Genomic DNA, 24,760 nt, shown 5'->3' on the forward strand with positions numbered 1-24,760 from the left:
CGCTTGCCGTGGCAGGATTGACCGGTGCCGACCACAGCCCCGCCAGACACCCGCCAGAGCGATCTCGTCCGCGCTGCGCGCCGCGAGTCGGTGACCCGGACGCCGGTGTGGTTCATGCGTCAGGCCGGTCGTTCGCTGCCGGAGTACCGCGCCGTCCGCGAGGGCATCCCGATGCTCGAGTCGTGCATGCGGCCCGACCTCGTCACCGAGATCACGCTCCAGCCCGTGCGCCGCCACGGCGTCGACGCGGCCATCTTCTTCAGCGACATCGTCGTCCCGCTCAAGGCCATCGGCGTGGACCTCGACATCGTCCCGGGTGTGGGGCCCGTCGTGGCCCACCCGATCCGCACGGCCGCTGACCTCGACCAGCTCGTGCCCCTGACCCCCGAGCACGTCCCCTTCATCACCGAGGCCGTGGGCCAGCTCGTCCGCGAGCTCGGTGACATCCCGCTCATCGGCTTCGCCGGAGCCCCCTTCACCCTCGCGTCCTACCTCGTCGAGGGTGGGCCCTCCAAGAACCACGAGAAGACCAAGGCGCTCATGCACGGCGACCCCGAGCTGTGGGACGCCCTCTGCGCCAGGCTCGCCCAGATCTCCGGCGAGTTCCTCCGCGTGCAGGCTCAGGCCGGCGCCAGCGCCGTGCAGCTGTTCGACTCGTGGGCCGGTGCGCTGTCGAAGGCCGACTACGCCGCGCGCGCCATGCCGCACTCGTCGGTCGCTCTCGCAGCGGTCGCGGACCTCGACGTGCCTCGCATCCACTTCGGCGTCGGCACGGGCGAGCTGCTCGCTCTCATGGGGGACGCGGGTGCCGAGGTGGTCGGCGTCGACTACCGCGTGTCGCTCACCGACGCCGTGGACCGCCTCGGGCCGACGTATGCCGTCCAGGGCAACCTCGACCCCGCCCTGCTCTTCGCGCCGTGGGACGCCCTCGAGCGCCGCGTGCGGGAGATCGTCGAGGAGGGGCGCCATGCGCCGGGCCACATCTTCAACCTCGGCCACGGCGTGCTGCCCACCGTGGACCCCGACGTGCTGACCCGGGTGACCGAGCTCGTCCACGAGTGCTCGAGCCGCCGATGACGACGGCGGCACCGTCAGTCGCTCGATCCAGCCTCACGATGCTCGGTGGGTCGGTCGCATCGCGCGTGCTCGGGGTCGTGCGCAACGGCCTCATCACCGCGATCATCGGCGCCAAGCTCGCCGGTGACGCCTTCTCCCTGGCCAACACGCTGCCCAACGTGCTCTACGTCCTTGCCGCGGGGGGCATCCTCAACGCGGTGCTCATCCCGTCGCTCGCGCGGGCGATGAAGCTCGAGGACGGCGGGCAGGAGTTCACCGACCGCGTCATCACGGTGGCCCTCACGGCGATGGCGGTCATCACGGTCGTCGTCATGGCAGCCGCCGGAGGGTTCGTCTGGCTGCTCGCCCGCAACTCGTCGCCGGACTTCAAGGACCTCGCGCTCGCCTTCTCGCTCATCTGCCTGCCGCAGATCTTCTTCTACGGGCTCTTCGCCCTGCTCGGGCAGATCCTCAACGCGCGCGGGCAGTTCGGCGCCTTCGCGTGGGCACCCTTCATCGCCAACGTCGTGGCCGTCACCGGGCTGGTGCTCTTCCTCTTCGTCTTCCCGAAGGACGCACCCCTTGGAGCCCCCGGGCGCGACCAACCGCGGGACCCGTCCGAGTGGACCGGGCCGATGATCTGGCTCTTCGCCGGCTCGGCCACGTTGTCCGTGATCGTCCAGGCGCTCTCCCTCGTCCCTGCCCTGCGGCGGACCGGGTTCCACTACCGCCCCCGCTGGGGCCTGCGCGGCGTCGGGCTCGGGGGCGTCAGCCGCCTCGCCCTCTGGGCGTTCGGAGGCCTGGCGGTGTCACAGATCGGCTTCTTCATCAGCCAGGGCGTCCTCAACAACGCGACCGCCTCCGCCACGACGCTCGGTCTCGAGGACGCGGTACGCGGCCCGGCGGCATACGCCATCGCGTTCACGCTCTTCATGCTGCCGCACGCGTTCATCACGGTCTCGATCATCACCGCGCTCTTCCCGCGCTTCTCCGCCGCCGCGGCGTCCGACGACAAGGCGAGCCTGCGCCGGGACTTCCGCACCGGCCTGACGATGCCACTCGTGGCCAACGTGCCGATCATGGTCGCGGTCATCGTGCTCGCCAACCCGATCGTCGCACTGCTCAACCCCGGCATCGAACCGCGCTCGGTCGAGGTCTCCGCCAGCGTGCTCATCATCATGATCCTCGGGCTCGTGCCCTTCGGGCTCGACCTTCTTTGCTACCGCATGTTCTTCGCCCTCGAGGACGGCAAGCCCACCGTCATCATGCAGGTGCTCCTGACCGGCATCAGCGCTCTTGCCGGCGTCGTCACGCTCTTCATCAACCCGGTCTGGGCCATCGGTGTCATGGCGATGGGGCAGACCGTCGGCAACGTCGTCAGCTCCATGGTCGGCCTCTACCTGCTGCGCCGGCGCATCGGGACGCTCGGGCTGGGCGCCGGTCTCGTCACGGCCTCGCGGGTCGGCGTCGCGGCCGCCGTCGCCGGCGTCGTCGCCTGGGGCGCCACCCAGGTGCTCGACCCGATCACGAGGTCCGCGGTCGAGGGGTCGACCTCGGCCCTCAAGCGGATGTTCGCCAGCGCGCTGGAGATCGGTCTCGTCGGTCTCGTCTTCTTCGTCATCTACCTCGGGATCGCCCACGCCATGCACGTGCGTGAGGTGCGGCAGGTCGGCGACATGGTCCGCCAGCGGCTCGGTCGCTGACCCGAGCCGCCGACGGCTCCTTCACTGCTCTCCGCTCCGGGGGTGTCAGTCGTCCGTCGTGGAGGCGGGCGCCGAGGCCGGGGCTCCCGCGGGCTGCGGGGAGTGGCCTGCGGCGGGGGCGGCGTTCACGGCGGAGGCCGCTGCCGGCGTACCTGCGACGCGGCGACGCCACAGCCGCAGGGCCAGCAGGGTGAGCGGCACGAGGAGGACGAGCCACGGCAGGAGCGCCGCGAGCCCGGTGAGGATGACGGTGAGCGAGCCGAGGAAGCTCTCCCACGCGGTGCGCAGCCCACCGCCGAGTCCGCTCTCGGTCTGCACGGGGGTCGTCGCGTCGGTCCAGAGCGTCACGGTGACGTCGCTCGTCGTCGTCATCGCGTCGAGCTGCGCCAGACGCTGGGTCAGCGAGTCGAGCTCGGCCTGACGGCGGGTCAGCTCGCTCTCGAGAAGGATGACCTGCTGGAGGTCCGTCGTCTTGGTGAGCAGGGCGCGCACGCGGGTGATCCCGTCCTGCATCGGCTCGATGCGCGCCTTGGTGTCGACGTAGGTGTCGGTGACGTCCTGGGACTGGGACGAGCGGTACGACACCGAACCGATCCTCGACAGCTGCGTCAGGACGTCGTCGAGGGTCTTGGCGGGGACGCTGAGCACCATCCGGGCCTCGTCGACGCCGACGGTCGGCAGGGACGAGCCCGACTCGAGGCGAGGGTCGATCCCACCCGGGCCGGTCGGACCACCCGTGGGGTCGACCGAGGTGACGACGTTCTCGGAGGTCACCTGGCCTCCGGCGTCCGTGGCGATGACGCGGGCCCGAGCCGCCGACCCGGTGAGGTCGGTCACCTTGATCCCGAGCCACGCGGAGCGCGCGATCTTCGGCTCGATGACCGCGACCGAGCCGGCGACGCCGGCCCCGAGCGTGCCCGTGTCGGCGGCGGGCGCCTTGGCTCCGGCCGAGGCGTCGGCCTGCGGCGCGAGCTCCGGCCCGACCACGCCGCTGCCCGTCACGGCACCACGACTCGCCTCCCCGGCTGAGGCCGCGGACGAGGAGGATGAGGACGAGGCGCCCTGAAGAGCCTTGAGGCCCAGAGGTATCGCCAGGGCGAGCACGGCGACGGCCACCAGGACCATGGCGAGGAGGCGCCGACGGGCAGGTGGGAGCTGAGAGAGACGCGGCAGGTGTGGGGTGGCGGTCATGGCGAGCCTTTCGACGGGTCGCCTCCCGTGCCGCAGCCGGTGGTGGTGCTGTGGTGCGCACGGTGTGCGTGGCGACGTCCCTTGTCACCAGAGACACGCGGCCGGACCCGATCGTTGCGCCGCCCGACCCAGTCGAGGACGGACGAGTGGCGGTCGACGAGCTCGTGGCGCGAGCCCGAGCGCCCAGCCGAGTCCGATGAGCAGGCCGTCCACAGGGCGCTGCCCGCGGCGGTGAAGACCGTGAACCGCGCGAGCGGCAGGCGCACGGCGCCAGCGCGGGCGTGCTCATGCGCCCAACATTTCGTCATCGGTCGGGCCCCGGCCCAACCGCCGCAGCCGGGATGGGAGAGTGTCGCCATGGGCAGGACGGTCGCGGTCATCGGCGGTGGGATCAGCGGGCTGGCGGCCGCCTGGGAGCTCAGTCGCCCGGGCACCGACGTCTCCGTCACGGTCCTCGAGGGCTCAGACCGGCTCGGTGGGAAGCTGCGCCTCGAGGACGTCGGCGGGGCGCGCATCGACGTCGGCGCCGAGTCGGTGCTGGCTCGTCGCCCCGAGGCCCTCACCCTCATCGAGGAGCTCGGCGTCGCCGACCTGACCACGCATCCCGGCCCCGTGGGCGCGTCGATCGTGTCGAGGGGCCGGCGTTGGCCGATGCCCCGCGGCACGGTGATGGGCGTGCCGGCCGACCCGGAGTCGGTGCGGGGGCTGCTCAGCGACGACGAGGTGCAGCGCCTGGCGCACGAGCAGGTCGACGGCCCCGTCGTCGGTGACGTCTCGGTGGGCGACCTCGTCGACGCCCGCCTGGGCCGCGCCGTGACGGACCGCCTCGTCGAGCCCCTCCTGGCCGGTGTGTACGCCGGGCACGCCCGCGAGATCTCCGCCGAGCAGGCCGTCCCGGTCCTCGCGGCCGCCGCGCACGAGGGTCGACCACTGCTCGACGTGGCCCGAGCCGCGGTCGAGGTGGCGGCGAGCGGACCGATGGCCGGTCGCCCCGTCTTCGCCTCTCTCGTCGGCGGCCTCGGGACGCTGCCCGAGGTGCTCGAGCGCGAGCTCGTCGCCGCGGGTGTCCGCGTGCGCCGTGGCGCGGTGGCCCGCGGGCTGCGCCGCGACGGCGACGGGTGGGTCGTGTCGACAGGTCCCACGACCGACGTCGTCGAGGAGCGCTTCGACGCCGTCGTGCTCGCCGCCCCCGCAGCGCCCGCCTCGCGCCTCCTGCGTGAGGTTGCGCCCGAGGCCGCAGCGGCGCTCGCGACCGTCGAGTACGCGTCGATGGCCATCGTGACGTTCGCCCTCGAGGGTGCCGCACCGGCCGCCCTCGACGGCAGCGGCTTCCTCGTCCCGCCCACGGAGCCGTTGACGATCAAGGCGTCGACGTTCAGCTCGGTCAAGTGGCCCTGGCTCGCCGCCGCACACCCCGAGCGAACGTTCCTGCGCGCGTCCGTCGGCCGTCACCGCGAGGAGGTCGCACTCCAGCGCTCGGACGACGAGCTCGTGGCCGTGGCCCTCGCCGACCTCCGGACGGTGCTCGGCCCCGGCGTGCCCGACCCCGTCGACGCGCACGTGCAGCGCTGGGGTGGGGGACTGCCGCAGTATGCCGTCGGGCACCGTTCGCGTCTCGCACCCACACGCGAGCTGCCGCCAGGGCTCGCGCTGTGCGGGGCGGCATACGACGGCGTCGGCATGCCGGCCTGCATCGCGTCCGGCCGCGCCGCCGCACGGTCGATCCGGTCGGTCCTGACCCGCTGACGTCGGGGTCCGAGCCGCTTGGGATGATGGGGCCATGAGCGAGCGCCTGACCCCGGCCGAGATGCGGGAGATCAACGACACCATCCGCTACTGCATGTGGTCGGTGTTCAGCACCGTCACTCCGGTCGGCGACGACCGCGATGCGGTCACGGCGGACCTCGAGGCCTTCCTCGACGAGATCGCCGGCGAGGGGGTCGTGGTCCGGGGCCTCTACGACGTCGCGGGGCTGCGTGGCGACGCCGACTTCATGGTGTGGTGGCACGCCGAGACGATCGAGCAGCTCCAGTCGGCCTACCACCGCCTGCTGCGCACCGAGCTCGGCTCGCACCTCGAGCCGGTCTGGAGCAACGCCGCGCTGCACCGCCCGGCCGAGTTCAACAAGAGCCACGTCCCCGCTTTCATGGCCGACGAGGTCGCCCGCAAGTACGTCTGCGTCTACCCGTTCGTCCGCTCCTACGAGTGGTACCTCCTGGAGGATGCCGAGCGTCGCGACCTGCTGCGCGAGCACGGTCAGATGGCACGCGACTTCCCGGACGTGCGGGCCAACACCATCGCCTCGTTCGCCCTCGGCGACTACGAGTGGCTGCTCGCCTTCGAGGCCGACGAGCTGCACCGGATCGTCGACCTCATGCGCGAGCTGCGCGCGTCGCGCGCCCGGATGCACGTGCGCGAGGAGATCCCGTTCTTCACCGGGCCCAAGGTCGAGCCGGCCCAGCTCGTCGCCAACCTGCGCTGACCCCGGCGACGCCCGCGCACACCACTGAGCCCCCGCCTGCACGTGCAGACGGGGGGCTCAGTCGTCGATCGCCTTGGCGATCGCCGCCATGACCGGGATGAGCAGGAACACCAGCCACGACTCGGTGCGCAGGAACGCGGCGAGCGCGATGAAGGGGGCGAGGCTCAGCAGGACGCGTGCCACCGTGCCGCGTGGCCCCTGGTGGGGCGCCGACGGGCGGGACACGCCACCCCGACGCGCCGGCGTGAGCCGCGGACGGGGCTCGGGGAGGTCGACGAAGAGCGAGGTCAGGTCCCGGCGCACGACGGCGTCGGTGGCCCGGCCTCGCCGGTCCTCGTACTCGTTCGCGTCGAGGCGGCCCGCGGCGTGGTGCTCGGCGAGCGCCGCCAGCGCCTCGTCGCGTTCGGCGCTGCCGATGCGGATGTCGCCGTCGTCGACCATGGGACGAATCTAGGCGCTCAGGACTGCGACGGTCCCTCGTCCGGCTGGAGGCGCAGGGAGATCGAGTTGATGCAGTAGCGCTGGTCGGTCGGGGTGTCGTAGCCCTCGCCCTCGAAGACGTGCCCGAGGTGCGAGCCGCAGTTGGCACACCGGACCTCGACGCGCTTCATGCCGAAGGCGCGGTCCTCGATGTACTCGACCGTGTCCCCGGCGAGCGGGGAGTAGAAGGACGGCCAACCGCAGTGCGACTCGAACTTCGTGTCGCTGCGGAAGAGCTCGCTGCCGCAGGCTCGGCACGAGTAGACGCCCTGCGTCTTGGTGTCGGTGTACTCACCCCGGAAGGCCGGCTCGGTGCCGGCCTGTCGCAGGACCTTGTACTCGGCCGGCGTCAGGGCAGCGCGCCACTCCTCGTCGGTGCGCTGGACGGCATACGGCTTGTCGGAGGTGTTGTGGTGGCTCATGTCCAGACCAACGCCACGTCACCCGGGTTTGTGCCCGCCCGGCGGCGACGTGGTCCTTACGAGGTCTTACGGACCGGGCGAGCGCGTGCCACGAGGGCCCCCGCGGGTGGCCGGGGCCCTCGTGCTGCTCGGGCCGGGGTGGTCCGGGCCGGGCAGGCTCCTCATCGTCGGAGCGACGTCACTTCTGCTTCGGCGGGACGCTGCAGGACGCGGTCGTCGTGTTGCCGGCCGCATCCGTGGCCGTCAGCGTGGCATCACCCTTGAAGGTGAAGTGCCAGTCGACGGCTCCCTGGAACGGGACGACGGTGGAGGCGGACGTGCCAGGTGCCTGGGTCAGCTTGAAATAGGTGCCGGGGGCGTACGGCCCGAAGGTCGTGCCCGTCCCCGTGTCGGAGATCGTGACGGAGACGCCCGGGAGGTTGTCGGCGGCGACCATCTGGAAGAAGCCGGCGTTGCGCCACCCACCGGGCGTGTGGCCCGCCGGGTTGACACCGGGACCGCACGAGACGGTCGGCGGGGTGACGTCGTTGACCTTGATCGTGACGGTCTGGACGAACTCCGGCCCGGCCTCGGCGCCGTTGACGAGGAAGGTCGTCGTGCAGGTCAGCGTCGAGCCCTGGGGGGCGTCCGCGGCGACGGTGATCGCCTCGTCGAGGACGACGTCGCTGCCGCTCGTGACGGTCTGGGGCAGCGACGGCGTGAACGCGATCGACAGGCCCGTGGCGCACGAGACGTTCGCCGTGACCTCGGCCGGCAGGTTGCCCAACCCGGCGAGGATCGTGCTCGCGACATCGCCCGGGGTCACGCTCGGGAAGAACGTCCCCGAGGTGGCGGCGGCGATGCGCTGCGCCTGACCGGTGGCGTTGAGGCCGTCGGCGCCTCCGGACTCGACGTTGATGGCGATGACCTGGGCGCCGACGCCCGTCAGGGACGCCGTGGCGTCGGCCTCGCTGTGCCCGCCGCTCGGGTCGTGCCCGCTCGCGTCACCGAACCAGACGACGATGCGTGAGGAGTCGGGACGGAACGCGATGGCGTCGCCGCCGGACCCGACCTCCCACAGGGCGTTGATCTGGCCCTCGGGCGTGTCGCCGCCGCCGGACGCCGACAGGCTGTCGATCGCGGTCTGGGCCGTGGCCTGGCTGCCCGTCAGGCCGGTCTCCACCTGGAAGAACTCCGCCCCGTCGCCCCGTCCTTGTACGCCGCGATGGCGAACTGGGCCTGTGGCTGGGCTCCCTGGACCGTGGAGACGATCGAGCCCATCTCGGACTTCACGTTGGCGATCGCCGGACCCATGCTGCCGGTCTCGTCGACGACGAGGACGATGTCGGGCTTCGGCGGGATCTCCGGCGTGCTGACGGTCTTGGTGACGTGGACGGTGTCGCCCGGGTTGACGGACGCGTCGTAGGTGGCCGGGCTGACGCCGGCCCCCATCGCGAGGGCGGGCGTGGCGACGAGCGCCCCGGCTGCCGCGATGCTGAGTGCGCCGCGGCGCATGGTGCTGAACACGGGTGTCCCCTTTCGTGGGACGAGACGGTGAGAAGCGGCGCGCGGAGCAGGTCCTCGCACCCCGAGGCGGGCAGGTGGTGACCGTGACCCCGAACGGCACCTCTCGACCGCGACCGGCCCGACGGGCGGGCCGGGGAACGATCGGGGTGTGCGGCTCGCCGCCCGTGGTCCCCGAGGCTCCCGAAGGACGGTGCCCCGAACGTCCTGTTTGATACGTCTGGTCCGCATACCGTCCCTGCGGCGGCACGCCCTCCCACGACGTGGGCGGGTCGTTTGCGACGATGGGCCCGTGCAGGTGCGCCGTCTCGTCTCGCGTCCGGTGCTCGTGGCCGCGGCCGCCGGCACGGGTTCGGTGCTCGGCGCCGCCGGAGGCTCGGTGGCTGCTGCCGCCTACTTCGCCCGCCGCGTCATCACGCCCGACGAGCTGCAGCCCGACGACGTCGAGATCCTGCGGCACGACGCCGAGACCGTCACCTTCGCCGTCACTCCCGAGACGGTCGTGCCCGGCCGCTACGGCGTCTGGCTCGACGGGGGAGCGGGGCACGCGCGGGTCGGTGGGATCGTCGACGCGGACCCGGAGTCGGTGACGCRCCGACTCGTGGCCGTCGACCGGGGCGCGATCGAGACCGGGCCCGCCCGCTGGAACCAGTACTACTTCTGGGACCGGCCGTCGGTGAGCCTGGGTCTGCCTGACGAGGACGTGGCCATCCTGTCCGACGTCGGTCCGCTGCCGGGCTGGGTGGTTCGTCGGGAGGACGGCTCGACCGGGTCCGACTGGGCCGTGCTCGTGCACGGACGCGGCGCACGCAAGGAGGAGACGCTCCGGGCCGTGCCGGTGCTGCGCGAGGCCGGGTGGACCAGCCTCGTCACGGCGTACCGCAACGACCGCGACGCGCCGCGAGGCCCGGACGGGCGCTACAACCTCGGCCTGTCCGAGTGGCGCGACGTCGAGGCGGCCATGGGGTATGCCGTGTCGCACGGTGCCCGACGCGTCCTCCTTCTCGGGTGGTCGATGGGCGGCGCCATCGTGCTCCAGGCGCTCGACCGGTCACCGCTGTCCGACTACGTCGTCGGCGTGGCGCTCGACTCCCCGGTCATCGACTGGGGCGTCGTGCTGCGTCACCACGGCCGGTTGCACCGGGTGCCGAGCCCGCTCGTGCGGGTCGCGACCGAACTCATGGGCTCACGCCGCACGCGCCGGCTCGTCGGGGTCCACGAGCCGATCGACGTGGCCCGCACCGACTGGGTCGCACGCGCGGGCGAGCTCCGTTCCCCGATGCTCGTCATCGCCTCGGACGGCGACGACTTCGTGCCGATCGGTCCCGCGGTGGCCCTGGCCGGTCGCCGGCCCGACCTCGTGCGCCTCGAGCGGTGGGACACCGCTCGGCACTGCCGGGAGTGGAACTACGACCCGGACCGCTGGGAGCGCGTGCTGCGGGACTTCGTCCACGGGTTCGACGAGCGTCGCTGAGCCACCGTCGTCCCCGTCGTCAGCGTCGGACGTACCAGCGGCCCATCAGCGTCGCGTCCTGCTCGACGAGCACCTCGAGGTCGAGGTGAGCCGGAATGCCCTCGGGGCCGACCGGCCGCGGGTGCTCGCCGCCGACGACGTGCGGGGCGATGGTGAAGCACAGCTCGTCGAGGCGGCCGGCCGCGAGGAAAGAGCCGAGGAGGCTCGGCCCGCCCTCGGTGAGCACGTGGTCCCAGGCCCGGCGGTGCAACGCCTCCACGAGGATAGCGACGTCGACCGCCTCGTCTCCACAGACGAGGACGTTGTCCTCGCCGAGGTCACGGCGCGCCGAGTCGAGTCCGGGCGCCGAGGCCGGAACGGCCATGAGCGCCCGCCCGTCCCGACAGCCGTTCAGCGTCGGGGGCACGTGCCCGAGGTTGCTCACGGCGACGAGGGGCAGCGCGTCGGGGAGCCCCTGGTGACGGCGCAGCTCGACGAGTGAGTCGTCCACGGACAGTGGCGGATAGCCCTCGGCGCGGATCGTCCCGGCCCCGACCACGACGACGTGGCTCAGGGCACGGAGCACCTCGAAGACGACGTGGTCGGCGTCGTTGTTGATCGAGCCCGAACGTCCGTCCGCGCCCGTCGCAGCCCCGTCGAGGCTCGTCACCATGTTGCAGCGCACCCAGCGGTCCTGCGGTGCGGCATAGGCGCCGAAGAGCCCCGCCGCATCGAGATCGGAGAGGGCGGGACGTCCGGAGTGACCGGGCACGAGCAGGCGCATGGGGTCAGTATCGGCGACGGTCTGTCACGCCGCGCGGATCGGTGACCTCACATCCCGTCGCGCCGGTCTCCGGTCGGGCAGGATGACGGCATGGGCAAGGGCGCGAAGGGCAAGAGCAAGAAGTCCGTGAAGTCGTCGGGCAAGGGGGGCGGCAAGGTCTCGAGCAAGAAGGCGGCCAAGCTCGAGGCCCAGGCCGCCGAGGACGAGGTCATCGCGGCGCACGAGGAGGCGGCCGTCGAGGAGATCCAGGACGTCGCCAACGCGCTGCGCGTCGGCAAGGGCTTCGTCCTCGCCGACGTCGACACGTCGGCGACTCCCGGCTTCACCGGGAAGAAGCTCGAGGGCAAGGCGGCGCTCAAGGCCTGCGAGGCCGAGCTGTCCGACCTGCTCGAGCGGCTCTTCGCGGAGTCCACGACGGGCTCGAAGCGGTCACTCCTGCTCGTCGTGCAGGGCATGGACACCTCGGGCAAGGGCGGCATCATGCGCCACGTCATCTCCGTCAACCCGCAGGGCGTCAAGGCGACCGGCTTCAAGGCGCCGACGAAGGAGGAGCTGGCGCACGACTTCCTCTGGCGCATCGAGAAGGCCCTGCCCGGCGCAGGCCAGCTCGGGGTCTTCGACCGCTCACACTACGAGGACGTCCTCATCGTGCGAGTCCACGACATCGTGCCCGAGGCCGTGTGGTCCAAACGCTACGCGCAGATCAACGCCTTCGAGCGCAAGGTGATCGCCGCGGGCACGACCGTCATCAAGGTGATGACGCACATCTCCAAGGAGGAGCAGAAGGCGCGGCTCATGGAGCGCCTCGACCGTCCGGACAAGTACTACAAGTACAACCCGGGCGACGTCGACGAGCGCGGCCACTGGGGCGACTACATGGAGGCGTACCAAGCCGTCCTCGACAAGACCTCGACGGTCGGGGCGCCCTGGCACGTCGTGCCGTCGGACCGCAAGTGGTACGCGCGCCTCGCGGTACAGCAGCTGATCCTCGAGGCCCTGCGCGGGATGAACCTCCAGTGGCCGCAGGCCGACTTCGACGTCGAGGCGGAGAAGAAGCGCCTGTCAGCGAGCTGACGCACCCGGCACGCGACGGGCGCCGGATCCGAGGACGTATGCCGCCCAACGGGTTTCGCGTGAGCGCCTGCCTCGTCAGCCGGCTCGTTCGATGACGGCCGTCGCCGCGTCGGCGAGGTCGACGTCGAGCGATCCGAACGAGTGTCCGCGTCGACCCGCGATCCGGCTGGCGATGAAGGCGTCGGCGACGGGGCCGGGGGAGTGTCGGACGAGCAGGCTCGCCTGGAGGCCGAGGGCGAGGCGCTCGACGACGACGCGTGCACCGAACGACGCCTCCGGCGACGTGGGATCGAGTGAGCGAGCTTGCGCGAGAGAAGACTCCACGTGGGCGTCGAGCTCTGCGCTCTGCCCGCGGACCTCGTGCAGCTCCTTCGTCAAGGCCTCGAGCGTCGTCGGTTCACGTGTCACGGCACGCATGACGTCGAGGGCGTTGACGTTGCCCGAGCCCTCCCAGATCGAGTTGAGGGGTGCCTCGCGGTAGAGGCGCGCGAGACCGTTCTCCTCGACGTAGCCGTTGCCGCCCAGACACTCGAGCGCCTCGGCGACCATGGGCGCCGTTCGCTTGCACACCCAGAACTTGCCGAGCGCCACGCCCAGCCGGGCGAGCTCGGTCTCACCGGTGTCGACGGCGTGGGCGAGGCGGAGGCCGAGGACGGTCGCGGCCTCCGCCTCGAGGGCAAGATCGGTCAGCACGTTGCGCATCAGGGGTTGGTCGACGAGCAGCGCGCCGAATGCTCGCCGGTGCCGCGCGTGGTGCACGGCCCGGGCCACCGCATCACGCATCGTCGCCGTCGAGCCGAGGATGCAGTCGAGGCGGGTGGCACCGACCATGTCGATGATGGTGCGCACCCCGCGGCCCTCGTCGCCGAGTCGGCTGCCCCACGTGCCCTCCAGCTCGACCTCGCTCGAGGCGTTGGAGTGGTTGCCGAGCTTGTCCTTGAGGCGTTGGAGGGCGAAGGGGTTGCGCGTGCCGTCGTCGAGGGCGCGCGGCACGACGAAACAGGTGAGGCCGCCCGGCGCCTGGGCGAGCACGAGGAAGACGTCGCTCATCGGGGCCGAGCAGAACCACTTGTGGCCCGTGAGCCGGTAGGTCTCGCCCGGCAGCGCCCCACCCGGGGTGGCGACCGCTCGGGTCGTGTTGGCGCGCACGTCCGAGCCGCCCTGCTTCTCCGTCATGCCCATGCCCGAGATCGCCCCGGCCTTCTGCGACACGGGCCGGATCCCGAAGTCGTAGTCGCGGCTCGCGAGGGCCGGGAGCCAGCGGGCACCCAGGGTGGCGTCGTGCCGCAGGGCCGACCCGGCGGCATACGTCATCGAGACGGGGCAGCCGTGTCCCGCCTCGACACGTGACCAGAGGACGAAACCGGCCGCGCGACGCACGTGGGCGCCGGAGCCGGCGGGCGACGTCCACGGCTCGGCCGTGAGGCCGGCGCCGACGGACTGGGTCATGAGCCAGTGCCACGACGGGTGGAAGTCGACCTCGTCGATGCGGTTGCCGCGCGTGTCGTGCGTGCGCAGGACCGGTGGGTTGGTGTCGGCGAGCCGCCCGTGCTCCTGTGCCTCCGGGGTGCCGGCGAGGGCCCCGAGGGGGACGAGGTCCGAGATGGCCGCGGGGCCGGCCCAGCGCTCCACCGCCTCCCGCAGCGCGACGTCGTCGGAGAGGAAGTCACCGCCGACGAAGGGGGGCACCTGGTTGGTCACCTCGTGTGTGCTCACCCCGCCGAGACTAGGCCCGACCGGCCGGCGTGAGCCGCCGGGCGCGTGTCGCGCCGGTCACGCGTGCGACGCGTGGTCGCTGCGCCGTTAGCCTCGGAGACGATGAGCGTGCGGACGAGGATGCGGGCAGTGCTGGAGCGAGTGCCGTTGGGCGTCCCGCTCGCGCGACTGACCCTGGAGACGATCCGGGTGTGCCTGCGCTACCGCGTCACCGGGCTCGCGGCGGAGGGCGCCTTCTTCATGCTGCTCAGCCTGCCGCCGCTCGTCCTCGGGCTCTTCGGTGGCCTCGGCTTCGTCGGCGGCTGGATCGGTGCCGACACGATCAACAGTGTCGTGTCGGCCATCGAGGTCTACGCCTCGCGCTTCCTGTCCGAGTCGAGCATCAACGAGCTGCTCCTGCCGACCATCAACGACGTGCTCAAGGGTGGGCGCGTCGACATCATCTCGGTCGGCTTCATCCTCTCGCTGTGGTCGGGGTCGCGGGCCCTCAACGTCTTCGTCGACACCGTCTCGATCATGTACGGGCAGAAGGACGCTCGCGGCATCGTGCACATGCGCGCCTTCAGCCTGCTGCTCTACACGCTCGGCATCCTCGCCGCCATCCTCGTGCTGCCCCTCATGTTGCTCGGGCCGGGGCTGCTCGCCTCGTGGCTGCCGGACGCGGCGGCGACCGTGACCAAGGCGCTCTACTGGCCGACGCTCATCGTCTTCAGCGTGCTGCTGCTCGCGTCGATGTACCACGTGTCGACGCCTCGACGGAGCCCGTGGCGGCGCAACGTGCCCGGCGCCCTGCTCGCCATGGCGATCTGGGTCGGCGCCTCGTACGTTGTCCGGATCTCGGTCGAGGCGTCGATGGGCGGATCGTCGATCTACGGGCCGCTGAGCACGCCCATCGTGCTGCTCATCTGGCTGTACGCGCTGGCCGTGGCGATCCTCATCGGCGCGGGCCTCAACGCTGCGGTCCGCGTCCTGTGGCCCGTCGACCTGCATGAGGGTGCGGACGTCCGGCTGGTCAACTGGGCGATGGAGGGCGCGGGAGGGCTGATCTCTCGCCCGGACCCGGAGGCGGGTGGCGATGGACCGACGGCGGATGCCGACCCTCCCGCGACGTTCGACGGCGTCGACGTGCCGGCCGACGACGTCGGAGCGCGCGGGCGCCGAGGACGTGACCAGCAGTACGTGAGCAGCGACCACGGACCCATCAAGACGGCCATCCAGCGCGGCGTGGGGGAGGGGGCGAGGGACGCCGTCGGCACGGCGACCGGGGCCGCCGCTCACGGCTCGGACGAGGCTCCGGATCAGGCCTCCGATCAGGCCGCGAGACGAGGCTGAGGTGCTGGCATCGTGCCGACGACGGCCGGTTTTGTATCTCGTGGATCGATCGGCTAATGTCTACCAAGCACCGAGCGGGGAAGTTACACCGCTGGTGTTCCCGCGGACGTAGCTCAGTTGGTAGAGCGCAACCTTGCCAAGGTTGAGGTCGCCGGTTCGAGCCCGGTCGTCCGCTCGGAGGCAAAGATCCACTTGCCTTCCACGGTGGAGTGGCCGAGAGGCGAGGCAGCGGCCTGCAAAGCCGCGTACACGGGTTCAAATCCCGTCTCCACCTCGGTGAGACACCACGCAGTACCAGCAACACCCAAGGGCGATTGGCGCAGCGGTAGCGCGCTTCCTTGACACGGAAGAGGTCACTGGTTCAAACCCAGTATCGCCCACCAGCACGAAGCAGCCCCTAACCAGCGGAGACGCCGGTCAGGGGCTGTCGTGTTGTGTGGGCTCGGGCGTGCACCTCTCGGACTGAGTGACTGAGCGAGTGACTATCGGTCCAGATCGTGGCCTAGACGATGCGAGCCGTCGGTCACGGCTCCTGGCCGAAGATGCGGTCAATGGCCTCGGAGCCCTCTGTGATGACCGGTCGGAGCTGCTTGCGATAGACCGCCTCCGTGACCACTGTGTCGCGATGGCCGAGGAGGCGGGCGATCTCCTCGATGGAGACACCCGCTGCTGACGCGACGGCTCACGAAACTGTGTCGGAGCTCGCGTGGGGTCCAAGCGGCAGCCTCCAGACCGGCACATTCGGCGACGGTCCGAAGAGCCCGCCGGACGTGGCCGGGGTTAGGGGAGCGCCGGTGCGTGTGCAGAAGACCAGGTCTCTGTCGATCCAGCTGGTGCGGGCGAGCTCTCGCTGATGTGCTTGTGCGCGCAAATGCGCCTCGAGCGCCACGACGCACCGCGAGGGAAGTCGGAGCGTCCTCCGAGACAGCTTCGTCCTGGTGTCGCCGTGCGCACGCACCGACCGCCAGAGCTGGACCGTCGGTGGGACTGGGGGAGTGGCATCCGGCACCCCCGTGAGGTCGACGTGGCTCCATGTCAGTGCGCGGAGCTCTTCGGTGTGCGGGCCGGTGAGGAGCGACACGCAGACGTACGTGTTCAAGTCGGACGTCTCGGCGCGGCCAAGAGCGCCGCTGCCTGAGCGAGGGTGAGTGCCTTCGACGGCCGGCCCGGCCGTCCTGAGGGCACCTAGCAGAGCAGGATGACCTTGCGCTTGACCCTGTCCCGCGCCATCTGGCGATCGATGGATCGTCTCAGGATCGACATCAGCTTGCTGAGGGTCGAGGAGCTCGCGGTCTTGGCTTCGTGGGCGAGCCAGACGTCGACATCGTCGGCTGTTAGCCCCCGCAAGCGGCGGCGCCCCAGTCCGGGGATGATCCGCCGCTCGATCAGCGCCTCACTCTCGAGCAGGGCCGCATAGCGCTCGAGCGCAGCTGCCGTGACGTAGCAGCGTCGCCCCTGATGCGCGACGTCGGGCCGGCCGGCCCGAATCTGCTCGTAGATCACGGAGCGGCTCATGCTGAGTAGTGCCATGGCCTGCGGATCGCGTAGAGGGCCTGCTCCGCAGGAATCGTCATCTCGTCCTCCTGCGGTCCTTGCAGCCCGAACGGCCGTGTGGGGTCACGATGGTCGCCCCAATGACAAGGGACCTCGGACGGTGCGGCGCAAGACTCGTCGCTGCCGGGGTGAGGTGCGCGTCGCTGCACGGGCGGCGGAAGGACACGGCCGCTTCGCGGCGGAGGGGCACGGTTGTCTAGCCGCTTGGTCGGCCATGAGGTGAACCATGCGGTCAATGAAGAACGAGCGCGAGTGACGCCGCCACGACGAGCACCGACTGCAGACTGTGCACGATGATGGCCAGCCAGGCACTGGTGTACCGGCGGGCCGGATAGGCCAGCGCCAGACTGTCCAGCAGGATCTTGGGGATGGCCCACGGCATGTGCAGGTGATAGGCCGCGAACAGGACCCCGTTGGCCAGCCAGTCGGCGCGGCCGAAGACGCCGTGCATCCTGGGCAGCAGGAGCCCGCGGAAGAGCAGCTCCTCTCCGAGGATCGTGTTGAAGACGGCCATCACAACGATCGCCGCGAACCACGGCCAGTTCCCCGACAGGAAGTCGTGCCCCTCCGAGGACCGGAGGAGAACCCCGAGGTCTCGACCGGCCGGGACCGGCAGCGAGGGGAGGAGCTGCTCGATGCCGACGACGAGAATCGCCGGGACCAGCACCCACCACAGCCGTCCACCAATGCGGCCGGTGCCCGGGCTACGTGGCGGACGCAACCACAGTGCGTCCTTGACGGCGCCCCAGTGAAGGGGACCGATCTCGCGTCGCAGCAGGACCAGGACCACGACGCCTTGCCACATCAGGCCCACCGTCAGACATGCCAGCAGTGCTTTCGGCCAAGCGGCAGGACCACTCAGCCGATCCGCCAACGCCGGGGTGACCAGCCAAGCCAGCACCGCCATCGGCAGTGCCGCCAACGCCCACACGCCCAGCACCTGGCGCAGGCTGTACTGAGGTGGCGCGGCCCTCGCTGCTGACGGGGACCTACCGTCAGGCGGGACGGCCATGCGCTTCAACGTTCGGTCGACATCGTGCATGTTCCGCAGAATGCGCCTCCCCGCCACCGCTCCACATCCGGCATGACCCTGACGTCGATCCCGAACCAACCCTGAGCTGCCACCCAGTCGCCCGTAAACCCGAGCTCCCGGGGCTCGGGGTTCATCCGGCCTTCGCGCGAGGGGCGCACACCACCCCAGATGCGGACCCGGTCCGCCACCTTGACCGACTTCGCTGCAGCCAGCGCTATCCCTTGGGCCCACCGCGGCGGTCGACTGGCGGTGGTGTGACGCACGTCGACGGCCGGGCCGCAGACCCGGCGGGGAATGGGCTCAACGATGCCGGTGCTGCATACGGGCTTCACGGCTGGGGAACGAAGAGAGAGGCGCCGTGCACCTGGCGCTGTCCGTGCGGGGGCTGGAGGATCGTGTTGTGAAGCTCAAGCTCGACTTGCACGACATCTACAACAGGGGCGATGAGATCGAGCGAGCGCTCCGATCGGTCATCGACGAGGCGATCGAGAAGAAGGCGCCCCTGGTTGAGATCATCCCGGGGAAGGGCTCGGGTCAGCTCAAGAAGCGGGTGCTGCGCTTCCTGGACCGCAAGGACATCAAGGGCCTTTACCACCGGGTCGAAAAGGACTCCGACAACTTCGGCCGCGTCTTCGTCCACTTCAGGTGGAAGTAGGTACCCGCCCTGCTGCGGGCCAGCCGCAGAGCTCGAGACAGTGGATCGAGGCGTACCCCAGCAGTATCTCGACACGATCGGAGACTCCCCGCTCGCAGTGGGACGCTACGCGTCGTTCTTGTCGACCCGCGCCGCCGCGTCGGACGTCAGAAGGACGACGTTGCCATCGGGATCGTCGACCAGGGCTGCGTACGGGCCGAGGTCTGCGGGGGTGGCATGCGGCTGGGATGGCCGGCGGCGAAGAGCCCGCTGGCCGCCGGGGGTACGACACGGCATACGCAAGGATCACCACACGCCGCTACTGGGAAACCGGGCGCGGGGATACGGTCTGACCGCCCCACTTCTCGGGCACGACGTCGTCGATCGTCTGGTTGAGGACCCACTGGTGCCCGAACGGGTCATCGATCGTGGCCTGCCGCTCGCCGTACTCCCAGTCGTGCGGTGGGTCGACGAGGACGGCGCCTCGAGCCGTCGCCGTCTCGACCACGCGCGCGACGTCGTCGACCTTGAGCATGACCTGGTGAGAACGCCCACTCTGGGGCGTCCGCCGCCCGGGCCGAACCTCGGCCACCACGAGCTCGGCCGGCGGCCCGTCCGGCAGCCCGAGCTGTGAGCGGTGCCCTTGGCCGATGCGGACGTGTTCGACGAACCCGAAGACATCGGCGTACCACCCCACCGCCGCGCGAACGTCGGCCACGGTCAGAACGGGTGTCACCCGCGCATGCGGCGCCGACCGGTTCGTGAGCATCCAGCAACAGTAGATCGGTACGGTCACGTGCGCTCACACCGGTGCCCGTCGGGTCGTCCGGCAGGCGACGGTGTGACGCTGCAAGCGGACTGACGGCGGAGACAGTTGAAACGACACAGAGGATGCGCGGACATCGCGTCACTGATGGGCGAACTGTGGAGACCGCATACCGGATCCGTGGTGACTGTCTGACTGGTGAGCGGACCGGAGAACGATTCATCGTCTTCGCGGCTGATCTCGCTCGGAGCGGCGCGGCGAAGCGGACGCGGCGGAGTGCGCAGCGTCCCCGACTCAGGGCTGAAGTCGGAGGCTTTACGGGTCGACCCCGCCCTTGGACAGCGCCCGGAACCGCGGGTCAAGAGCCTTGACCCGCGGTTCCTCCGTTCCTGTAGGTCTTCCCAGGAGCGCCCCGTCACGGACGGCGGGCACCCGAGGGCGGCCACCGGATCGTCTACGGGATGCGTATCGGTGCCACGTAGATGTCCTGGTCGTTCGCGATCGGTGCGTTCGGCGCCGAACCGGTGCAGACGGTCGGAGGCGTCGTCGGGGTCCCTGTGCCGGGGCAGAGGAACTCGTCGACGGTCCGGGTGTCAGCCCAGAGCGGGTATGCCGTGCTGCGGGTCACGGCGACGCCCGCGTAGTCGCCGATGAACACCCCTCCGAACTGGGTCGGTGGGGGCATGGACGACGAGGTCACCCGTCGGTGCGCGAAGCCGACCCGGTCGTGGGATGCGGACAACGTGATGTCCGAGTAGCCGGTGAAGTTGTCGGAACCGTACGAGCGGTCGTAGTAGCTCGCGACGAGAACCCCACGAGGGGTGAATGCCGCACCCTGCCAGAACTGGTCGGTTCTGTTCTGCCGCCTGGCGTCGGTGACGACCGGCAGCAGGCGCGGGTCGATGGATCCCCCGGAGAAGTGGGCTCCACGATCCGTGGAGGTGCTGTAGACGATGTCGTTGTTGCACCCGCCGGCTTTGACGCCGATGTAGGTGTTGATGCCGTCGGCGGCGAATCCGTCAGGGGTGCAGCCTCGGGACTCGTTCGAGCTGCGGTTGATGTACGAGCCGAAGGTCACGACGACCCGGTGGGAGTCGGTCGGGTCCACGCCGCCGATCGGGTAGTTGCTCGCCCGGAAGATCGAGTTGTGGCTCGCGCCCTTCTCGACGACGCAGGACCGGCCTGGGTCCGAACCGGCGCCCTGGTAGGTGTCGCAGTCGGGCAGCTCGTAGTAGTCGGACACCTTCACGGGCGCCGTGAAGCTCGCGCCACCGTCCGTCGACCTGGCCAGCAGCACCTGGCTGCGGTTGTCGGCACCGGTCACGACGTTGTTGAAGTTGTTGTAGACGACGTACAAGGTGCCGTCAGGTCCAGTGAACGGCTGCGAGTCCTGGTTCTCGTTGCAGTTGCCACGAGGGGTGGGTATCCCGAAGGTGTTGCCGCAATGGCTGCTGTTGCTGCTGACGAGCACCGGAGCCGAGAACGACTCGCCGTAGTCCTTGGAGTAGGCCTCGTAGATATAGCCGGTGCCGTCTGCGGCGAACGTGGTCCACGTGACATACACCCTGTCGGCGAACCGGCTTCTCGCGTGGTTGTCCACGGTCAGAAGCTGCTTGTCGAGGAGGAAGTCTCCGGCGCCGGCGGTGTCGTCGTGCGTCGCCACGGATCGGCCGGTGAAGTTGAACGATGCGCCTCCGGTGCCCGTGGAGCGGAAGACGTAGAAGGCACTCGACTGGTCCGGGTTGGGCGACACCGGGATGCCCCGGTTGAACGCCTGGCAGGACAAGTACACGTTGCCCTTGGTATCCCACGCGACACTGGTGTCTCCGCCTGCCTGCCAGTACTCCCTGGCACTGCCGACGAAGTCTCCGCGGACGAAGCCGTTGGGTGTCGTGCTGTCAGCCCAGGTGCGTCCGGCGTTGTTGGAGTAGGAGACTCCGCAGGTTCCGTCCCCCCGGCGGTAGTCGTTGTAGCTGGCCACGATCCGGGACGAGTCGTTGGGGTCGACGGCGATCCAGGTCTCGTTCTGGGCCTGGCCGCGCCCGGACAGATCGGCGTCGGTGAGGTTCAGGCAGTTGGCGTTGACCTTGATGTTCGAGCCGCGCGTGGCCTTGCAGCCGTTCGGTCCCGACTGCTGGGGCACTCTGGGGGTGGCGCGCACGGGCGCGGCGCCGCGCGAGCGCGCCGCAGTGCTGACATCGAGCTCCGAGGACAGCAGGCCAGACACATRCCTCTTCTGGACGGAGTTGAGACTCTGGAATCCAAAGGGTTGGGCGGAGCTGACGGTCGGCCCCAAGGTCAGCAGCGAACCTGCTGCCACGGCCACGGCACCAACTGTCGCTAGCCATCGGTTCTTGTTCATGGCGTACCTCTGATCGGTGAGAAAGAGGAATCGCCGGCGCGCCAGAACGCTTTGTTGACCCCCTTCCCGCCACGGGCACGGTCATCTCGGCCGGTCGAGAGCAGTTCATCGGCACCGATCCATGGCGCCCGGCCATCTCGGAGGCTACCCCCATCGGCTGCCGCGGACCGGCCGATCAGGCACATCCATCAGACTCGGTGACGCGGTCGGCAGGCTCGGGTCGCCGCGCTGGACCACCTCCAGTGTCTGTCCCGGCGCTTTGTACGTCAGGGTCGGGTGAGACGGGTCGGTGTTTTCCTTCCCTCCCGGGAGAGTGGGCGGGATGCCGTCGTCCGTCATGCGGCGGAAGGGCATGGCCGCTCCGCGGCGAGGTGACGCATGTCGACGGGCTCGCATTCAACCGATCGGGGTGGCACCCCGCCGTTCCTGCGCGCACCAGATGGGGCAGACCTCATGCGTTGCTTCCTGCCCTGCATTGGGTGAGATGGTCGAAGCTCGGGAGTCTCGCGGGCGCCAAAAGGAGACTTCATCCGTCCGTGAACCTGCTCGGATGACGAGCGCTGTCAGGCGGCCACCGCGATGGGCCATCTCGAGGCCACGAACCAGCATCCGCATCCGGAGAGCAGCCCGATCGCGGCGCCCCCGATCACGTCGACGGGCCAGTGCGCGCCAATGTAGAGCCGGTTCAGCGCCACCAGGCCAGCGAGGATCACGCCGACAATCCGTTGCGGCCAGGTCAGCCAGGGCCACAGCGCCGCGACGAGGCCGACGGCCACACTCGTGTGGGCGGAGGGGTAGGCGTCGCCGTAGGGGTCCTTGGGGTAACCGTGCACGTCCAGCCCGACGATCGACGCGGTCGGACGGGATTGGTGGGCCAAACGCTTGAGCGTCTGGGTGATCACCTCGGAGATCGCGACGCTGATAACGATCGCCCGCAGCACCTCCCGTCGAGCGCCTCGGGTGGTGGCCATGACCCAGCCGCCGAGGGTGAGCCCGACCACGGCCAGGGGCACGGGGCGGAACAGCGGGTTGGTGACCGCCAGCACGGTCCCGAGGGGTGGGGGTGGGTCGTTGATCCATGAGACGAAGCTGGTCTGCGCATCTGCTGCTCCCGGCTGCAGTGCCAACCACCACGTCGCAGCGATCACCAGTGCAGCCAACGTCGCCAGCACGCGGGACCTGGCCGGCGGGGGCACGGTCCTTACCTGGTGGGCGCCGCTGACATTCATCGTGGCCTCCTCACGGTTCTGCACGATGTCGGCCCAACCTACAGACGTCCCTCGTCGTCCGCTGCACGAGTTGCCAGCCATTCCGACAGGGCGGATGTGGCCGTGAGTGTGGTCGGTGACCTGGCGCGCGCTGGCAGCATGGACCGGCCTGGGTGTGCGTCCGCGCAGGCACGTCCGGCATCCCGCAGGCGGCGAAAGGGCTACCTCAGGACACATGCGCGCGTTCTGCCGCTAGGGCCGCATGAAGGTGCACCGGCGGGTCGGTCGCCATGTCGGTCGGGCCGCTTCCTCAATCAGCTGAGGAGATGCAGGCCCGTCATCACGGTGTCGGCCGGGCTCGGCGTCGGATCTCCGTAGATCTCCCATGAGTGCCCGGCAGAGCCCCTGGCCTGCGCTGTCACCCAGGTGTCGATCGCGTCATCCGCTCAAAGCTCCGGCCGACCGCGCAGAAAGTCCCAGACCTTGCCTACCGCAGGACCCCACGCGGAGCCAACTTCGCCGGGTGAGACCGTGCATCGCACCGCGGCGAACCTTCGTCCGCTCACAGCCTGCACCCCGACTGAGATCACACCTTCTGGATCGTAGATCGCGGCCATTCACGTAGAGCGACTGGCGGTGAAAGGACGCACGCCACTTGGGCAGTCCGGGAAACTACGCACCCACCGAATTGAGCGCCGCGAGCGACATCCCTCACGACGGGTCTCGTGCCACTCTTCTACGGCGAAGCTCGTCGAGAAACTCCCACGAAGGCCGTGACAGGATGGGCCCCGTGGCGGCAACGGTGATCGCGATATACAGCACCAAGGGTGGGGTCGGAAAGACGACGACCGCTGTCAACCTCGCCTGGCAGGCGGCATCCGAACGGCGAGACGTTCTCCTGTGGGATCTTGACCCGCAGGCCGCGGCGACCTGGCTGCTGCAGGTGAAGCCGCATCTGCGAGGAGGCGCCGAGGCGCTCGTGCGGGGCAGGAAGCCCGCGAACAAGGCGGTGCGCGAATCGAAACTCGACCGGATCGACGTGCTCCCCGCCGATGAGAGCTACCGCGACCTCGACATTGCCCTCGACGCGGCGAAGAAGTCGTCGTCCCGCGTGACGGAGGCATTAAGGCCCCTCCGTAGGCACTACGACGTCATCATCCTCGACACCCCGCCGGGTGCGTCGCTGGTCGCCGAGAACGCGCTGCGCGCAGCGGACGTCGTCGTTCTGCCGCTCATCCCGTCGGCGCTGGGGCTGCGCTCGCTGGAGCAGGTGCGCGGTGTGATCAAGGATGCCGGCGGCCACGTCAAGCTCGTTGCATTCCTCTCACAGGTGGACCGACGAAAGCGCGCCCATGTGGAGGCGCTCGAGCAGCTTCCTGCGGCGCACAAGGAGATCTGCGACGGCTACGTCGGCGCGAGCGTCGTCGTGGAGCGCATGGGCGAGCACCGCGCGCCCATAGGCGTCTACGCCCCGACCTCGGATTCTGCCAAGGCGTTCGCGGAGCTGTGGAAGCGCGTCCGGCGCGCTTCTTGAGGGCCGCGCTCGGGCTGGTTGTTCGGATAGGCCGGTACGAAACCGCGATCGACCTCGGTTCGAGAGCGGGGTGAAATCAGCGCGGGCGGACCATCATCTCGCGGCAAGCGCGTGCAGGGTTCTGTCGTCGGTCAGGGCGAACAGGAGGTTGCCGCTGACGGTCAGCGCGGAGGTGACGGCGCCGCCGAGGTGGTACACCCCGAGCCGTTTGCCGGGGGCACGGTCCAAGACGACCACGCGTCCGTCATGCGGGGCTGAGGTTGCGAGGTTAGTCGGACGCGCCGATCTACGGCCTGTCAACGCGCCGCCACTGGGTCTCTCCCTCAGCGCTAGATGTACTGACCGGGCACGTTGGTTGAGGGAATGCGACTCATCGCTCTGAGCTGCTGACGTGGGAGGGCCTCCCGCGGTGGAGTGGAACTGCTCAAGGTTCACTTCGCCAAACAGGAGGCCCTCGTGTCCCACGCTAACGC

22 protein-coding genes and 3 tRNA genes are annotated in these 24,760 nt (G+C 70.1%); 12 read left to right on the top strand and 13 right to left on the bottom strand.

Going from position 1 to position 24,760, the window contains the following annotated elements; translation table 11 throughout:
* The first annotated feature begins 24 nt into the window (after nt 1-24).
* Both hemE and murJ read left to right on the top strand, forming a co-directional pair.
* Nucleotides 25-1,077, top strand: coding sequence for a uroporphyrinogen decarboxylase (gene hemE / locus AB4Y83_RS14905; protein ID WP_442297361.1), 1,053 nt, complete (start codon nt 25-27; stop codon nt 1,075-1,077).
* Complete coding sequence (murJ, locus tag AB4Y83_RS14910) at nt 1,074-2,759, top strand: murein biosynthesis integral membrane protein MurJ (RefSeq protein WP_442275983.1); 1,686 nt, start codon at nt 1,074-1,076, stop codon at nt 2,757-2,759. The genes hemE and murJ overlap by 4 nt, the downstream gene beginning before the upstream one ends.
* 45 nt (nt 2,760-2,804) lie before the next feature.
* On the opposite strand, the gene AB4Y83_RS14915 is transcribed toward murJ, so the two are convergent.
* A complete protein-coding gene (locus tag AB4Y83_RS14915) occupies nt 2,805-3,950 on the bottom strand; it encodes a DUF4349 domain-containing protein (RefSeq protein ID WP_442275984.1) in 1,146 nt (381 codons plus the stop codon).
* Between the two features lie 357 nt (nt 3,951-4,307).
* Here AB4Y83_RS14915 and hemG point away from each other — a divergent pair, with 357 nt between their 5' ends.
* Both hemG and hemQ read left to right on the top strand, forming a co-directional pair.
* Nucleotides 4,308-5,696 carry a protoporphyrinogen oxidase gene (gene hemG / locus AB4Y83_RS14920; protein ID WP_442275985.1) on the top strand — a complete coding sequence of 463 codons (1,389 nt, stop codon included), beginning with the start codon at nt 4,308-4,310 and terminating at the stop codon, nt 5,694-5,696.
* A 34-nt stretch (nt 5,697-5,730) separates the two neighbouring features.
* A complete protein-coding gene (gene hemQ / locus AB4Y83_RS14925; protein ID WP_020145576.1) occupies nt 5,731-6,432 on the top strand; it encodes a hydrogen peroxide-dependent heme synthase in 702 nt (233 codons plus the stop codon).
* A 57-nt stretch (nt 6,433-6,489) separates the two neighbouring features.
* Here the strand turns inward: hemQ and AB4Y83_RS14930 are convergent, their stop codons facing one another.
* The 4 genes from AB4Y83_RS14930 to AB4Y83_RS14945 form a co-directional block, all read right to left on the bottom strand.
* Entirely contained in the window at nt 6,490-6,873 is a 384-nt protein-coding gene (locus tag AB4Y83_RS14930) for a DUF1707 SHOCT-like domain-containing protein (RefSeq protein WP_442297362.1), read from the bottom strand.
* A gap of 17 nt (nt 6,874-6,890) precedes the next feature.
* Nucleotides 6,891-7,334 (bottom strand): peptide-methionine (R)-S-oxide reductase MsrB, encoded by a 444-nt coding sequence (msrB, locus tag AB4Y83_RS14935; protein ID WP_020145578.1) that lies wholly within the window; start codon nt 7,332-7,334, stop codon nt 6,891-6,893.
* A gap of 178 nt (nt 7,335-7,512) precedes the next feature.
* The gene (locus AB4Y83_RS14940; RefSeq protein ID WP_442297363.1) at nt 7,513-8,496 is read right to left on the bottom strand and encodes a hypothetical protein; all 984 of its coding nucleotides are present in this window, start codon (nt 8,494-8,496) and stop codon (nt 7,513-7,515) included.
* Nucleotides 8,481-8,840, bottom strand: coding sequence for a vWA domain-containing protein (locus tag AB4Y83_RS14945; protein ID WP_442297364.1), 360 nt, complete (start codon nt 8,838-8,840; stop codon nt 8,481-8,483). The genes AB4Y83_RS14940 and AB4Y83_RS14945 overlap by 16 nt, the downstream gene beginning before the upstream one ends.
* Before the next feature lie 289 nt (nt 8,841-9,129).
* On the opposite strand from AB4Y83_RS14945, the gene AB4Y83_RS14950 reads away from it, so the two are divergent.
* Nucleotides 9,130-10,311, top strand: coding sequence for an alpha/beta hydrolase family protein (locus tag AB4Y83_RS14950; protein ID WP_442297365.1), 1,182 nt, complete (start codon nt 9,130-9,132; stop codon nt 10,309-10,311).
* Between the two features lie 19 nt (nt 10,312-10,330).
* Here the strand turns inward: AB4Y83_RS14950 and AB4Y83_RS14955 are convergent, their stop codons facing one another.
* Complete coding sequence (locus AB4Y83_RS14955; RefSeq protein WP_442297366.1) at nt 10,331-11,074, bottom strand: dihydrofolate reductase family protein; 744 nt, start codon at nt 11,072-11,074, stop codon at nt 10,331-10,333.
* 90 nt (nt 11,075-11,164) lie between these two features.
* On the opposite strand from AB4Y83_RS14955, the gene AB4Y83_RS14960 reads away from it, so the two are divergent.
* Nucleotides 11,165-12,148: a polyphosphate kinase 2 family protein gene (locus AB4Y83_RS14960; RefSeq protein ID WP_442275991.1), complete on the top strand. Its 984-nt coding sequence runs from the start codon at nt 11,165-11,167 to the stop codon at nt 12,146-12,148.
* 75 nt (nt 12,149-12,223) lie between these two features.
* Here AB4Y83_RS14960 and AB4Y83_RS14965 read toward each other — a convergent pair whose 3' ends face one another.
* On the bottom strand, nt 12,224-13,864 hold the full coding sequence (locus AB4Y83_RS14965; RefSeq protein ID WP_442275992.1) for an acyl-CoA dehydrogenase family protein: 1,641 nt from the start codon (nt 13,862-13,864) through the stop codon (nt 12,224-12,226).
* Nucleotides 13,865-13,966: 102 nt separating this feature from the next.
* On the opposite strand from AB4Y83_RS14965, the gene AB4Y83_RS14970 reads away from it, so the two are divergent.
* The 4 genes from AB4Y83_RS14970 to AB4Y83_RS14985 all read left to right on the top strand — a co-directional run bounded on the left by AB4Y83_RS14970 (nt 13,967) and on the right by AB4Y83_RS14985 (nt 15,579).
* A complete protein-coding gene (locus AB4Y83_RS14970) occupies nt 13,967-15,196 on the top strand; it encodes a YihY/virulence factor BrkB family protein (protein WP_442297367.1) in 1,230 nt (409 codons plus the stop codon).
* A 102-nt stretch (nt 15,197-15,298) separates the two neighbouring features.
* Nucleotides 15,299-15,371, top strand: a tRNA-Gly gene (locus AB4Y83_RS14975).
* A 28-nt stretch (nt 15,372-15,399) separates the two neighbouring features.
* Nucleotides 15,400-15,470: transfer RNA gene (locus AB4Y83_RS14980), tRNA-Cys, on the top strand.
* Between the two features lie 34 nt (nt 15,471-15,504).
* Nucleotides 15,505-15,579, top strand: a tRNA-Val gene (locus AB4Y83_RS14985).
* An 802-nt stretch (nt 15,580-16,381) separates the two neighbouring features.
* On the opposite strand, the gene AB4Y83_RS14990 is transcribed toward AB4Y83_RS14985, so the two are convergent.
* Nucleotides 16,382-16,699: a hypothetical protein gene (locus tag AB4Y83_RS14990; RefSeq protein WP_442297368.1), complete on the bottom strand. Its 318-nt coding sequence runs from the start codon at nt 16,697-16,699 to the stop codon at nt 16,382-16,384.
* 283 nt (nt 16,700-16,982) lie between these two features.
* The gene (locus AB4Y83_RS14995; RefSeq protein WP_442297369.1) at nt 16,983-17,690 is read right to left on the bottom strand and encodes a CPBP family intramembrane glutamic endopeptidase; all 708 of its coding nucleotides are present in this window, start codon (nt 17,688-17,690) and stop codon (nt 16,983-16,985) included.
* Between the two features lie 451 nt (nt 17,691-18,141).
* On the opposite strand from AB4Y83_RS14995, the gene AB4Y83_RS15000 reads away from it, so the two are divergent.
* A complete protein-coding gene (locus tag AB4Y83_RS15000) occupies nt 18,142-18,438 on the top strand; it encodes a Smr/MutS family protein (protein WP_442297370.1) in 297 nt (98 codons plus the stop codon).
* A 298-nt stretch (nt 18,439-18,736) separates the two neighbouring features.
* On the opposite strand, the gene AB4Y83_RS15005 is transcribed toward AB4Y83_RS15000, so the two are convergent.
* From AB4Y83_RS15005 to AB4Y83_RS15015, 3 genes are all read right to left on the bottom strand, one after another.
* Entirely contained in the window at nt 18,737-19,135 is a 399-nt protein-coding gene (locus AB4Y83_RS15005; protein WP_442297371.1) for a VOC family protein, read from the bottom strand.
* Between the two features lie 502 nt (nt 19,136-19,637).
* On the bottom strand, nt 19,638-21,410 hold the full coding sequence (locus tag AB4Y83_RS15010) for a hypothetical protein (protein WP_442275997.1): 1,773 nt from the start codon (nt 21,408-21,410) through the stop codon (nt 19,638-19,640).
* A gap of 698 nt (nt 21,411-22,108) precedes the next feature.
* Nucleotides 22,109-22,774: a phosphatase PAP2 family protein gene (locus AB4Y83_RS15015; RefSeq protein WP_442297372.1), complete on the bottom strand. Its 666-nt coding sequence runs from the start codon at nt 22,772-22,774 to the stop codon at nt 22,109-22,111.
* 769 nt (nt 22,775-23,543) lie between these two features.
* Here AB4Y83_RS15015 and AB4Y83_RS15020 point away from each other — a divergent pair.
* Nucleotides 23,544-24,287 (top strand): ParA family protein, encoded by a 744-nt coding sequence (locus tag AB4Y83_RS15020; RefSeq protein ID WP_442277100.1) that lies wholly within the window; start codon nt 23,544-23,546, stop codon nt 24,285-24,287.
* Nucleotides 24,288-24,380: 93 nt separating this feature from the next.
* Here the strand turns inward: AB4Y83_RS15020 and AB4Y83_RS15025 are convergent, their stop codons facing one another.
* Nucleotides 24,381-24,524 carry a hypothetical protein gene (locus tag AB4Y83_RS15025; RefSeq protein ID WP_442297373.1) on the bottom strand — a complete coding sequence of 48 codons (144 nt, stop codon included), beginning with the start codon at nt 24,522-24,524 and terminating at the stop codon, nt 24,381-24,383.
* Nucleotides 24,525-24,760 lie beyond the last annotated feature (236 nt).

It is taken from the genome of Terrabacter sp. RAF57 (genome assembly GCF_052113925.1).
In the GTDB taxonomy this organism is placed as follows: domain Bacteria; phylum Actinomycetota; class Actinomycetes; order Actinomycetales; family Dermatophilaceae; genus Terrabacter.